General features: G+C 41.7%; 13 protein-coding genes and 1 tRNA gene. 5 read left to right on the top strand and 9 right to left on the bottom strand.

What is annotated here, in order from left to right:
* Positions 1–22 precede the first annotated feature (22 nt).
* From nusA to HUS61_RS09105, 3 genes are all read right to left on the bottom strand, one after another.
* The gene (gene nusA / locus HUS61_RS09115; protein ID WP_054553176.1) at positions 23–1,522 is read right to left on the bottom strand and encodes a transcription termination factor NusA; all 1,500 of its coding nucleotides are present in this window, start codon (positions 1,520–1,522) and stop codon (positions 23–25) included.
* A gap of 38 nt (positions 1,523–1,560) precedes the next feature.
* Positions 1,561–2,016 carry a ribosome maturation factor RimP gene (gene rimP / locus HUS61_RS09110; RefSeq protein WP_054562099.1) on the bottom strand — a complete coding sequence of 152 codons (456 nt, stop codon included), beginning with the start codon at positions 2,014–2,016 and terminating at the stop codon, positions 1,561–1,563.
* 289 nt (positions 2,017–2,305) lie between these two features.
* Positions 2,306–2,382: transfer RNA gene (locus HUS61_RS09105), tRNA-Met, on the bottom strand.
* A 243-nt stretch (positions 2,383–2,625) separates the two neighbouring features.
* Here HUS61_RS09105 and HUS61_RS09100 point away from each other — a divergent pair.
* A complete protein-coding gene (locus HUS61_RS09100; protein WP_058586320.1) occupies positions 2,626–3,087 on the top strand; it encodes a globin in 462 nt (153 codons plus the stop codon).
* On the opposite strand, the gene HUS61_RS09095 is transcribed toward HUS61_RS09100, so the two are convergent.
* Positions 3,082–3,855 carry a DUF4124 domain-containing protein gene (locus HUS61_RS09095; protein ID WP_130166695.1) on the bottom strand — a complete coding sequence of 258 codons (774 nt, stop codon included), beginning with the start codon at positions 3,853–3,855 and terminating at the stop codon, positions 3,082–3,084. The genes HUS61_RS09100 and HUS61_RS09095 overlap by 6 nt on opposite strands.
* A 128-nt stretch (positions 3,856–3,983) precedes the next feature.
* Between HUS61_RS09095 and HUS61_RS09090 the strand changes: the two genes are divergently transcribed.
* Positions 3,984–5,534 carry a cryptochrome/photolyase family protein gene (locus HUS61_RS09090; RefSeq protein WP_282658869.1) on the top strand — a complete coding sequence of 517 codons (1,551 nt, stop codon included), beginning with the start codon at positions 3,984–3,986 and terminating at the stop codon, positions 5,532–5,534.
* Between the two features lie 63 nt (positions 5,535–5,597).
* Here HUS61_RS09090 and HUS61_RS09085 read toward each other — a convergent pair whose 3' ends face one another.
* Entirely contained in the window at positions 5,598–6,044 is a 447-nt protein-coding gene (locus tag HUS61_RS09085) for an Hsp20 family protein (protein ID WP_054562102.1), read from the bottom strand.
* Positions 6,045–6,373: 329 nt separating this feature from the next.
* Here HUS61_RS09085 and HUS61_RS09080 point away from each other — a divergent pair, with 329 nt between their 5' ends.
* From HUS61_RS09080 to HUS61_RS09070, 3 genes are all read left to right on the top strand, one after another.
* Positions 6,374–6,832 (top strand): TlpA disulfide reductase family protein, encoded by a 459-nt coding sequence (locus HUS61_RS09080; protein ID WP_248527758.1) that lies wholly within the window; start codon positions 6,374–6,376, stop codon positions 6,830–6,832.
* 110 nt (positions 6,833–6,942) lie between these two features.
* The gene (locus tag HUS61_RS09075; protein ID WP_054553185.1) at positions 6,943–7,206 is read left to right on the top strand and encodes a GrxA family glutaredoxin; all 264 of its coding nucleotides are present in this window, start codon (positions 6,943–6,945) and stop codon (positions 7,204–7,206) included.
* A gap of 147 nt (positions 7,207–7,353) precedes the next feature.
* Entirely contained in the window at positions 7,354–9,159 is a 1,806-nt protein-coding gene (locus tag HUS61_RS09070) for a DEAD/DEAH box helicase (RefSeq protein WP_054562104.1), read from the top strand.
* 164 nt (positions 9,160–9,323) lie between these two features.
* Here HUS61_RS09070 and HUS61_RS09065 read toward each other — a convergent pair whose 3' ends face one another.
* The 4 genes from HUS61_RS09065 to HUS61_RS09050 all read right to left on the bottom strand — a co-directional run bounded on the left by HUS61_RS09065 (position 9,324) and on the right by HUS61_RS09050 (position 13,014).
* Entirely contained in the window at positions 9,324–10,883 is a 1,560-nt protein-coding gene (locus HUS61_RS09065; RefSeq protein WP_175082384.1) for an AbgT family transporter, read from the bottom strand.
* Positions 10,884–11,031: 148 nt separating this feature from the next.
* Positions 11,032–11,310 carry a YfcL family protein gene (locus HUS61_RS09060; RefSeq protein ID WP_054553188.1) on the bottom strand — a complete coding sequence of 93 codons (279 nt, stop codon included), beginning with the start codon at positions 11,308–11,310 and terminating at the stop codon, positions 11,032–11,034.
* A 2-nt stretch (positions 11,311–11,312) separates the two neighbouring features.
* Positions 11,313–12,455, bottom strand: coding sequence for an ATP-NAD kinase family protein (locus tag HUS61_RS09055; protein ID WP_175082383.1), 1,143 nt, complete (start codon positions 12,453–12,455; stop codon positions 11,313–11,315).
* Entirely contained in the window at positions 12,445–13,014 is a 570-nt protein-coding gene (locus HUS61_RS09050; protein WP_282658884.1) for an elongation factor P hydroxylase, read from the bottom strand. Before HUS61_RS09050 ends, HUS61_RS09055 begins: the two co-directional genes overlap by 11 nt.
* Between the last annotated feature and the right edge of the window lie 59 nt (positions 13,015–13,073).

The raw sequence follows: 13,073 nt of genomic DNA, 5'->3' as shown, positions 1-13,073 counted from the left end.
GTGTAATACCTCCGTTAATAAATTACTCGTCTGCGAACCAACAAATGTTACGCGCAGCCATAATCAGCTTGCCAGCTTCTTCTTCTGAAAGTTCAGTGATGTCTACTAACTCATCAATGCCTTGCTCAGCTAAGTCTTCAAGTGTTACTACACCTTTACTTGCCATAACAAATGCAAGGTGACGCTCTAAGCCTTCAAGCGCTAGTAGGTCTTCTGCAGGTTCTGCACCTTCTAGGCTTTCTTCAGTTTTAAGCGCTTTCGTTGTTAATGCGTCTTTTGCACGTGAACGTAAGATATCAACTGTTTCTTCATCTAAACCGTCAATTTCTAAGAATTCTGACGCCGGTACGTAAGCCACTTCTTCAAGTGTTGAGAAACCTTCGTTGATAAGTAAAGTTGCAAACTCATCATCGATATCTAAGTATTCAGTGAATAAGTTGATTAGCTTATCTGATTCAGCTTCGTTCTTCGCACGCATGTCATCAACTGTCATTACGTTTAATTCCCAACCAGTTAACTGGCTAGCAAGACGAACGTTTTGACCATTACGACCGATTGCTTGTGCTAGGTTATCGGCTTCAACAGCGATATCCATTGAATGTGTATCTTCGTCCATTACGATTGACGCAACTTCTGCTGGCGCCATTGCATTGATAACGAATTGCGCAGGGTTGTCATCGTAAAGAACGATATCAACACGCTCACCACCAAGCTCAGTTGAAACTGCTTGTACACGTGCACCACGCATACCAACACACGCACCTACTGGGTCGATACGTTTGTCGTTAGATTTTACCGCGATTTTTGCACGAGAACCTGGATCACGTGCAGCTGCACGTAGTTCAATCATCTCTTCGCCAATCTCTGGCACCTCAATGCGGAAAAGTTCCATTAGCATTTCTGGCTTAGAACGCGTTACAAATAACTGCGCGCCACGTGCTTCTGGCTTAACTTCGTAAAGAAGACCACGGATACGGTCACCTGGACGGAAGTTTTCACGCGGTAACATATCATCACGGTAGATAACCGCTTCAGCATTGTTACCAAGGTCAAGTACGATTGCATCACGGGTTGCTTTTTTAACAACACCTGTTACTAATTCGCCTTGTTGATCTTTGTATTCTTCAACCACTAATGCACGCTCAGCTTCACGTACTTTTTGTACGATAACTTGCTTAGCCATTTGTGTTGTAATACGGTCAAACTTGATTGACTCAATTTGTTCTTCAACGTAATCACCTAATTGTAGGCTTTCGTCTTCAACCTGAGCCGCTTCAAGTGTGATTTCGCTGTAAGGATTTTCTAAAGAACCATCTTCAAGAACTTCAGCAATCTTCCAACGACGGAATGTGTCGTAATCACCTGTTTTACGGTCGATTGATACGCGAACTTCGATTTCGCCATCGTGTTTTTTCTTTGTTGCAGTCGCTAATGCGAACTCTAACGCTTCAAAAATTTTTTCTTTTGGAACCGCTTTCTCATTGGAGACGGCTTCAGCAACCAATAATATTTCTTTTGCCATGGGTTATGCCTCGCTTGCCCTATTCCTTCGCACTCGAATTAAAACTTTGCGATGATGTTCGCACGTTCAATGTTACTAAGCATAATCATATGCTCAGCGCCATCTGCTGAAAGTGTGATCATATCACTGCTAACTGATACTAAATCGCCTTTAAAGTTACGACGACCATCTTGCGGAAGCTTTGTACGCACGCGTACTTCTTCTCCTTGCGCCTTCTCGTAGTGATCTTGTTTGAATAATGGACGATCAACACCAGGAGACGAAACTTCCAAATCATATTCATTTGTAATTGGGTCTTCGACATCTAAAATTGCGCTAACTTGACGACTAACGTCGGCACAATTGTCAACCGTAATCCCTGCATCGTGATCGATATAAACACGTAATGTAGAGTGGCGACCAGCTTGCACAAACTCAAGACCATGTAACTCAAAGCCTAACATTTCAACGGCCGGTGAGAGCATGGCTACTAAATCTTGCTCAAGTTTTGTCACGAAAATCCTCCATACAAACAAAAAAAGGGCATATAGCCCTGAAATACTGAGTTTAATAATGATTTAAAATCACCGCCAAGCAGATACAACAACGCCCCGAACCAAGCGGGGCGTCACACCTAAAGCATAAAACTGTGTGGCCTAGGGCCAAGCTTGGTTGCGAGTCAGTCACCTGACTAAATTAAACTAGATAGCCTAAACGCAAAACGCGCATTACCAGAATGCGCGACTTCATACAGTAAAAATTACTGTGCATACTAAGTACACTTACAATGCCTTAGCATGTATTTGGTTGCGGGAGCCGGATTTGAACCGACGACCTTCGGGTTATGAGCCCGACGAGCTACCAGGCTGCTCCATCCCGCGCCAATAGATATTAAAAGTAACTTAATATCATTTAATCGAGTGCTAAACACCTCAATTCAATGGCGGCTATTATAAGCATGTAGCGCTCAATTAGCAACCTTCCTACATGAATTAGTTAGACTATTTTTTGCCTAAAATTTTTATGACAGCCTTGTCATAAAAATTCCCATAACTGAAAATTCTCGTCTATATTTAGTCATATAATAAGAACAACCTATAGCTTTGGCTATTAAGCGATTTACTATGAGTCTATCTTCATTTCAAAAAAGACTGTTACTACAAGATATTGAATTGCTAAAACCGGATTTTCATCAGTTTACAAGCGCATATCATCGCAGTCTTAGTGCTCGTCAATTAACCATGACAGTGCCTGAGCAAGAAAGCATAACTAAGCGCAGCTATATTCTTTACTGTGCGCTCAACAAAGTAGTAAGTCACCTCGATGACTTACAGCAAGTCACGCCGTTTATTCATTATTTAGCGAATAACTTGAGCTTTTTAAACGTGTCATTTGAGGATATCGATACCCTTTGCGAAGCCTTTATTGATACGCGCAAGTCGTATATTCATCACATTAGTACGCAATTACATCAAGCTTGGCTGCAAGCTACGAGAATATTTGCCAACATCGTAAAAAGTTACTTGTTTGCTTATTCAAATGTGGTGTCGTTTAGCGCTTATTGCCCAGCACGCTTAAGCTCATAGCTTGGTCAATTCGCTGTTGAGCCTATCTATTTGTTTTTGTTCTATGGCGATTAAGGTGTTAAAACGACTCGTTAAAGCTGTCATTTTGTCAGCTAGTGCGTTATCGCTATTCGCATCAGCTAAATTACGTGGGCGGCTACTTAGTTGTTGCTCAAGCTCTGACATTTGCATGTTTAACTCACTTTGATAAGTATCTATTTTATTTTCATGCTCTGAAATTTTACGCATAATTTGTTTTGAGCGAATAAAACTAGCAACCTCATTATTAGCAACCGTATTTGCAGCTGAAGTTAACGTGTATTTTTCAGCCGTGAGTCTATCAATACTGCGCTGCTCACTGTCGATAAGCACGCCGTAACGCTCAGATACCGCGGTCATTTGTTTGGCGATTGCAGCTTGTTTTTTAGCCCCCACTAAGTTACGTAGCTGAGCATCTGATTGCTCAGTTAAAGCCACTATTTCCCTGTCCATTTTGAGCTTGAACGTATCAATTTTATTGTTATGTTCTGCTATTTGCGCATCGATTTGCTTTAAGCGGATATAACGGTCGACCTCTGCGGTATCTCTACCTGCTGATGCTTGTACAGCATTATCTGACGCGCCCGAAAGGTGTGGATTTTGTTCTTTAATGGTAATCAACTTGGCATCTTTGCCACAGGGCTGTTGGCTAAATTCAGCAACACCGTTTTTCTCACAGTGATAAACAGTGCTGTGGGCCAAAGGGCAAACTAACAGGCTTATAAATAGTAAATGTAAGTTAATTTTCATCTCGACCCTTCCTTAGTAATGACTCATTAAAAATGTCACTCATGTACCTTTTATAGACTATATTTATCGATCTATCTTTGTGATTGCTTCGTAGTTACCTAGATTACTTGCTGCAAAGGCTATTTGAAGTGCAATACACCACCTTAAGATTTATTTTTGGCGATCAACTTAATGCAAGCCACAGCTGGTTTAAAGAAAAATCACAACCAGATACGCTGTATGTCATCGCTGAGTTAAAACAAGAAACAGACTACGTAAAGCACCACCTGCAAAAAGTGGTCGCCTTCTTTGCTGCAATGGAAAACTTTGCTAATGCACTGACAAAAGCGAATTTAAACTGCCTACATCTGACTCTTGATGACACACAAGATGATGACTCACTACCAGGGCTACTCACCCGGTTAGCTAAGCATTATCAGTGCCAAAATATTGAGTATCAATACCCAGACGAATACCGCCTTAAAAAGCAACTTGCAGACTTTTCACAGCAGAGCGAATTTAATGTCAATGCAGTTGATTCAGAACACTTTCTACTACCTTTTAATGATATTGACCAGCACTTTAAGCCAAATAAGCCGGTAAAAATGGAGTTTTTTTATCGTGCTATGCGCAAACGTTTTAATATTTTAATGGACGATGATAATCAACCTAGTGGTGGCAAATGGAATTTTGATCAGCAAAATAGAAACAAGTTAAAACCGAACGATCTTACAGAAATTCCAGAACCATTGTGTTTCGGTCACGATGTTAGCCACATCCTTAAACGAATAGAAAAGCACAAAGTAAACACCTTTGGTGAGTGCAGCGAAACGTTAATTTGGCCAACCACACGCGCTGAAGCAAAGCAGTTACTCGATTTTTTTTGCGACCATTTACTGGTTCATTTTGGTCAGTTTCAAGACGCCATGACATGCCAGTCCCAGTACCAATGGTCTTTGTATCACAGCCGTTTATCGTTTGCCCTTAATACTAAAATGCTGCACCCGATGCAGGTCATCGAGCAAGTGTTAACTAGCTTTGATAAGCAAACTATTGATATTGCACAAGTTGAAGGTTTTATTCGGCAAATTCTCGGTTGGCGCGAGTATGTACGTGGTATTTATTGGCAAAATATGCCTGATTACGCCAGCAAAAATGCCTTAAATGCAAAGCGTGCCCTACCCGATTATTTTTGGCATGGTAAAACAAACATGAATTGTATGCACCATGCCATTACACAAAGCCTGCAAACGGCTTATGCACACCACATACAACGCTTGATGATCACGGGTAACTTTTGCTTATTAACCGCTATTGAGCCAAGTGAAGTAGATGAATGGTATTTAGGTATTTATATCGACGCCATAGAATGGGTAGAAATGCCCAACACTCGGGGAATGAGCCAATTTGCTGACGGGGGATTAATTGCCACTAAGCCCTATGCAGCCAGTGGAAATTACATCAACAAAATGAGTGATTACTGCAAACATTGTAGCTACAACATTAAAGAAAAAGCCACTGAGGATGCTTGCCCATTCAACAGCCTATATTGGCATTTTATGTTAGAGCACGAACAACAGCTATCACAAAACCCACGTATCGGTATGATTTATAAAAACTGGTATAAACAGGATGAATCTGTACAGCAAGCCACTCTCAAACGGGCTAACTGGTGCTTGGATAATTTAGAAAAGCTTTAACAATAAAAAAGCCGCCTCAAATGAGGCGGCAAAACTAACTAGGGGAAACAATGCTGTTGGTAATTACTTGTTTTCGAGTAATTTACCATTACCGATTTCGATTTTACGTGGTTTTAAAGCTTCTGGAATTTCACGCTCTAAATCGATACTTAGTAAGCCATTTTCAAGGTCTGCACCAAGCACTTTAACGTGGTCACCTAATTGGAATTTACGCTCAAAGTTACGCTCAGCAATGCCTTGGTGAATGAACTTACGTTCAGCATTATCTTGTTTATCAGCTTTAGTACCGCTGACTTTCAATGTGTTGTTTTCTGACTCGATGGTCAATTCACTGTCACTAAAACCTGCTACAGCCATAGTGATACGATATTTGTCTTTATCGAGTGCTTCGATGTTGTACGGAGGAAAACTTGGCTGCTTGTCTGTGCGAGCTGCCGCATCCATTAATGATGCTAAATGATCGAAACCGATGAATGAACGATAAAGTGGTGATAAGTCTACTGTACGCATAATTATATCCTCATATTTAAGCGATATTTTGTTAGTACTCTTCTATTGAACCAGTGCTAACAAAGTTAAATTAATACTATATATTTCAATTACTTTAGTTTGTTTGGGACCCATCAGGCGTCCTCATTAAACTATCTATGGGCGGGTAAAATCTTTTCAAGATTTTTAGCAAAAAAAATTGCACTTTTTTTAAGTTAATTGAAATTTTAACACCCTCAAACTGGTCTGAATAAGTTGATTTTAAAGGGCTAACAACGTACAAAATAACAATGAAAAAAAATCCAACTTTTTTAAAAAAATTTATCAGTGTGCTAAAAAATGTCGTGTTAATGGCAGTCGTTGTGTATGCCGTAACCGCATTTCAGCAACGTAATTTACTCTCAACTGATAAAACTCCTGCCCCCTATTTTAATTTAGCTACGCTAAAAGACCCAACAGAGCGGATGACCATTGCACAATTACAAGGAAAGCAAACAGTGGTGTATTTCTTTGCACCTTGGTGCTCAATTTGTCGCTACAGTATGCCAAATTTAGAAAAGGCTCATCAGCAAGGTAAGTTAAATGCCATAGCAATTGCCCTCGATTACCAAAATATTGCTGAAGTTAAACAGTTTACTGATTCACTCGAATTAACAATGCCGGTGTTACTTGGCAGTAAAAGTACAGGTCAAGATTATAAAATCAGTGCCTACCCAACTTATTATGTTATTGATGAGCAGTTGGCCATTACTGCGCATTCTATGGGTTACTCAACAGAACTTGGCCTCAGGATGCGCACACTTGATTAGCTCAATCGCATTTAGTGAGAAAAAACAGAACAGTGCAATCGATTTTATGCGCTGTTTTTATTCATTTAATCCGTTAAGATGATAAACACATTCAAATCGAGGAGAGCGATATGTTAACTGTAATTTTTGGCCGTGAAGGCTGCCCATACTGTGTTCGTGCAAAAGACGTTGCTGAAAAACTAGCAAATGAGCGTGACGATTTTAAATACCGTTATATCGACATCATTAAAGAAGGCATCAGCAAAGCAGATTTAGAACAGTCTGCAGGTAAACCTTGCCCAACCGTACCACAGATTTTTATTGACCAAGCCCACATTGGTGGCTTCACTGAATTCGAAGCATACGCTAAAGAAAATTTAGGGTTATATCAATAAATTGTAAACGTGGTTGATTTTGGTAATTTTGAACTGATTAAATTATGACCAACATCAACCACATACAAATTAGTTGTAATTTATACAAGCAATTGCATTGTATTTCCTATACAATGCGCGCCTCTTTAAATTCGTTGAGGCGTATTAATGTCAGAACCAGTCACGTTTGAATCTCTAAATCTTTCTCCTGCAATCCTTAAAGCAGTTGAAGAGTTGGGTTACAAGACTCCATCTGAAATCCAAGCTCAATGTATACCGTTATTGCTAGAAAGAAAGGACGTACTGGGACTAGCGCAAACGGGTACAGGTAAAACAGCAGCATTTGCACTGCCGTTACTAAATAATATTGACCCGTCTGTGAAGCAGCCACAGATCCTTGTTTTAACGCCTACGCGTGAACTTGCGATCCAAGTAGCTGAGGCATTCGAACAATATGCTAAGCATACTCGTGGTGTTGAAGTTTTAGCCCTTTATGGTGGCCAAAGCTATAGCATCCAACTAAGTGCACTTCGTCGTGGCGCGCAAATCATTGTTGCAACGCCAGGTCGCTTAATTGACCACATTAACCGTGGCACAATCAAGTTTGAGAGCTTACAAGCCCTTGTTCTTGATGAAGCAGACGAAATGTTACGCATGGGCTTCATTGATGATGTAGAAAGCATCATGGAGAAAACGCCACGTGAAAAGCAAACATGTCTTTTCTCGGCGACCATGCCTAAGCAAATTCAAAATATCAGCAGCAAGTACATGAATGAGCCTGAGCAAGTTCATATTTCTGCGCGTAACTCAACTGTATCAACGGTTGAGCAAGTATTTTGGAATGCACACGTACACAAAAACAAAGCAATCGTTCGCTTCTTAGAAGCAGAACAATACGATGGTGCAATTGTTTTCGTACGTACACGTAACGACACGGTACAGTTAGCTGAATTACTTGAGCGCGAAGGTTTCTCTGCGGCACCACTTAATGGTGACATGAACCAACAAGCACGTGAACGTACAGTAGATCGTTTGAAAAACGGCCTAGTTGATATCGTTATTGCAACAGACGTTGCTGCACGTGGTCTTGATGTAGACCGTTTAAGCTTAGTAATTAACTACGATATTCCACAAGATTCAGAAGCCTACGTTCACCGTATTGGCCGTACTGGTCGTGCGGGTCGTCAAGGTAAAGCGATTCTTTTCGTAAAACATAACGAGCGTTATTTACTTAAAAATATCATTCGTCATACGAAATCTGATATCGCACAAGTTGATTTACCAACAGCTAAAGTTGTTGAAGAAAAGCGTATTAAAGCGCTTCAAGACAAGCTTACAATTGCTCTTGAAAACAAAGACATCACTTTCTTTAATCAAGTTGCTGCTAACATGGCAGAAAAACTTGAGCTAAGTACTGAAGATTTAGCAGGTGCATTACTTTGTTTAGCGCAGCAACAATCACCAATCAAGGTTGAAGAAGTTAAAGTTCAACCACGTGGCGAACGCAACGAGCGTCGTCGCAATGAGCGTGGTGATCGTGGCGACCGCCAAGGACGCGAGCGTAAACCTCGTGAGCCGCGTGAGCGCAACAGCCGTAACATGGGTCCTATGGATACTTACCGTATCGAAGTAGGTCGTGAGCACGGTGTACAAGTTAAAAATATCGTTGGTGCGATTGCTAACGAAGCTGATATCTCAAGCAAGTTCATTGGTGATATTCGCTTACATGACAATCACAGTACGGTACAGTTACCACAGAACATGCCAAAAGATGTGCTTGATCACTTCCAAAAGGTATTTATCTGTAAACGTCCGATGAATATGACGCTAACGCAAGACCAAGGTCCTGCGGCTCCTCGCTCTGAGCGCCCAAGTGGTGATCGTGGTGATAAGAAGCGTAACTTCAAAGACCGTGGCGAAAAACGTGGTGGCCCTCGTAAAGAGCGTCGTCCAGTGAGCTTCACTGCGAACTAAACGAAGCTGTAAGCTGTAAGCTGTAAGCTGTAAGCAATAAAAAACCTTGTCATGAGAGTGACAAGGTTTTTTTGTGTCTGTAGTAAAGCTGTCAGCCGTCAGCTATCAGCCTTCAGTTTTTTAAAGCCTCACACTGGATTGCTGAGGCTTTGTTAGTTTAATCCTTATGAGCCGATGGCTGGGTATGCGTAGCTTGATTGTAAGCCAAGAGGGATACCTAAGCCCCAGTATGCGAGTAAGAAGATACTCCAACCGATTAAGAAGGCGATTGAATACGGTAACATCATCGCGATTAAAGTGCCGATACCGGTGCCTTTTACATACTTTTGACAGTACACAACAACCAGTGGGAAGTATGGCATCAATGGCGTGATGATATTCGAGCTTGAGTCACCTACACGGTACGCTGCTTGTGTTAAATCAGGTGAAATACCCAGTTGCATCAGCATGGGTACAAAGATTGGCCCTAATAGCGCCCATTTTGCTGAGCTTGAGCCGACAAATAGGTTCACGAACGCCGTTAAGAAAATAATACCTACCACAGTGACTGAGCTTGGCAGAGCCATTGCTTTTAATAGTTGCGCCCCTTCAATTGCAAGTAATGCACCTAGGTTTGATTTACTAAATGCAGCAATAAATAACGCACAGAAGAACGCCATAACAATATAGTAAGCCATGCCGCTCATCGCTTTACTCATTGCATCTATCATATCTTTAGAGCTTTTGAAGGTACCCACGGCAAAACCGTAGACGGCACCAGGGATCCAAAACAGTAAGAAGATAAGTGGCACAATTGATTGCATTAATGGCGAGCGGAAATTAGTTAACGAGCCATCACTGCTACGCATTGCTGAGTCGGCTGGCGCTGAGATAAACCAAAGTAGAGCAAGGCCTGCAATCATCACAGTGCTTGCAATATAAAACGCACGCTTTTCATCACTGCGTGCTTCATCAAAGGCAGGTAGGTCTTCGGTATCTCCATCAAGTGGCGTGTTTTGTAAACGTGGCTCGATGATTTTATCTGTGATATACCAACCTAATAAGATAATAAATAAGCTCGAAGCTGAGGTGAAAAACCAGTTATTAAGCGGGTTAATCGCCATATCTGGGTTAATAATTTGCGCCGCACTTTGGGTAAAGCTTTGCAGTAACGGGTCAATCCCTGACGGAATAAAGTTTGCGCTAAAGCCACCACTTACCCCGGCAAACGCAGCTGCAATACCAGCTAGCGGATGGCGCCCCATCGCATAAAAGATAACTCCAGCAAGTGGAATAACTAGTACGTAACCGGCATCAGTTGCGGTATGACTAACAATCGCCACTAAAATAATAGACGGTGTTAAAAGTTGCTTAGGCGTTACTTTTAACATTAATTTAAGACCGGTATTGATAAAGCCAGAATGCTCAGCAACACCAACACCTAACATAGCAACCAGCACTACACCAAGCGGCGCAAAGCCAGTGAAGGTTTTAACCATCGAAGATAAGAAGGTGGCAAGGGAGTCCCCTGCTAATAGGTTGTTTACAACGATGGCTTCGCCGGTGCGCGGGTCGATTGCATCAAATGTAGTGCCCGAGAAAAGCCAAGATAAAAACCAAATAAGTAGCATTGCGACTAAAAAGATAATCGCCGGATCAGGCAGCTTGTTACCTACCCTTTCTATGGTATTTAGAAAACGTGCGATTGCACCACTTGGTGCCTGCACATCATTATTGTTATTCATTTTCAAATTCCCTGGAAAAATATCTCGTTAACCTTAACGTATCTAACTACTAAGGTAAATTTTAAGTTAATGGAATTACCTGATAAAGGTAAAGTGATAATGTAAAAAAAGCGACACAGGTCGCTTTACAGAATTTTATTTAATTAGATTAGGCTGCAAGAGCTTTAACTTCATCCCATAAGCGCACAACAAGCTCTTTATCTTCTTCGTTTAACTCACCGTTGCGATAAGCTTTAACTAGGCTAGATTCAACTTGATTATTTAACTCATCAATCGATAAGTTTAATTCTTCTACTTGTGCATAGCCTACAGCTAAGTCAAAGTGACCACGTAAATAGCCACCAGCAAATAGCTCGTCGTCAGTTGCTTTATCGACTAAATCATCAAAATATTGCTGCGCTGCATCAATATAACTTACTAAACTCATTGTTACTTCTCCTCTGGGTGCAGCCCATCTTGATGACCCACTGCATACATAATATGGTCATTGAAACCTGTGGTTACGCGAATGTAACCACTTAATTCATCGTCTAACTCACTATCACCCGTGTCGGCAATCAGTGGTCGGCCATTTAAGGCCTGTAATTTAGTTTTAGTAGCCACCACAATAATATTGTCGCGACCAATGGCACGAATAAGTGCAGGGCTTAATTGCTGATTACCTCGGCCGAAGATATGGCCTTGGCCACCAATTAAGGTGATCACCAATTTGGTTTCTTTACCTTGTGTAAGTTCAAGTAATTGCTGAGCAGTTAAATCCTGCGCGATAAGCTCTTGGTCTGCCACTAAGTCTACACCCAGCAAGGTATTTTCAAGACCCATTTCTTCCATAATTGCCGCGACTGTAGAACCACTGCCCATCACATATAAGCAGTCTTCATCCATTTCACTAACAACATAGGCAGCGATATCGGCAAGCACTAATTCATCGGTTTCTTTACCGCCATTTTTAACCGCCTGTACATAACGTACTTCACTCGGCACTTGCATTTCACCATAGCGCTTAGCTTTTACCGTGCCTTCGCGAAATGCTTCTTCGTCGATATCCATTACATCAGCATCACCAAGGCTGACAAGTTCACCTTTAACTAGCATCTCAACAACACGCCCAGCTGCTTTTGGGGTAATAGCATAAACCCCAGAATGAATTTTACAGCCTGCAGGAATACCTAATACAGGAGTGCTATCGCCAACCGCATGGCAAATATTACGGGCAGTACCATCGCCACCCGCAAATAAAATAAGGTCGACACCTTGCTCAACTAATAGCTTGGCAGCCTGCTCTGTGTCATCTGGAGTGGTGATATCGTTTGTTTGGTAAATAACTTGGCTTTGAAAGCCTAGTTGCTTTGCCGTTTGCTCGCCCATTTCAGCGTTTACAGTGTAAATGATTAAGTCATCTTGATGGGCAAGCAGCACTTCAAGTGCCGCTCGAGTGCGTAAGTTTGCTTTTGGCTCAGCACCAAGTTGCATTGCTTTTGCGGCGGTATCTGCGCCATCACTGCCCTTTAGTGCGACACTGCCACCTAAGCCGGCAACCGGATTTACAATCAAACCTAATTTAAACTGCATCAGATAAAGCTCCTGGGTTGCCATGAAAATCGCGCTGCCACGTAAACTGAGCAGCCGATAGTGGCCATGGGGTTTTATAGAAATCACTCAATGCTTTAAGAAGTGCTGTCGTGCGCTGATTAAAGCCAGATGCTAAAAAGCTCAACACTTGCTGGTGAACTCGCGCTTGAAAATCGAATCGACAGGTTTGCTCGCCATTTAAATTATCAACCGATACATTAAAATCAAAACCTGCTGCAGTACTGAGCGCCCATTCGATAGCTTGGGGCTTTACTTCAACTGCTTCAAATTCAGCTTGCTGGTGCTTATCACGACCATCTGGGCAATACCAATAGCCATAATCTTCTTTTAACCGACGTGCCTTACCTGCCACCAGCCAATGGGCAATTTCGTGTAAAGCACTGGCATAAAAACCGTGGGCAAACACAATTTGGTGATAAGGCGTTTGCTCATCAGCAGGCAGGTAAATAGGTTCATCATCACCTTTGATCAAACGCGTGTTATGGCTTTGATAAAAGGTGCTTTCAAAAATAGCGATTAAGTCAGCAATCTGATGCATACGGCTTGAATTCATCTCGTTAAAAGCGTCACTAAAAACGAGGCGAATTGTACGGACTT

The sequence above is a fragment of the Pseudoalteromonas sp. 0802 genome (assembly GCF_013350085.1).
In the GTDB taxonomy this organism is placed as follows: Bacteria; Pseudomonadota; Gammaproteobacteria; order Enterobacterales; family Alteromonadaceae; genus Pseudoalteromonas.
Note: the sequence above shows the minus strand (reverse complement) of the source record. Positions and strands in the feature narration are given on the sequence as shown.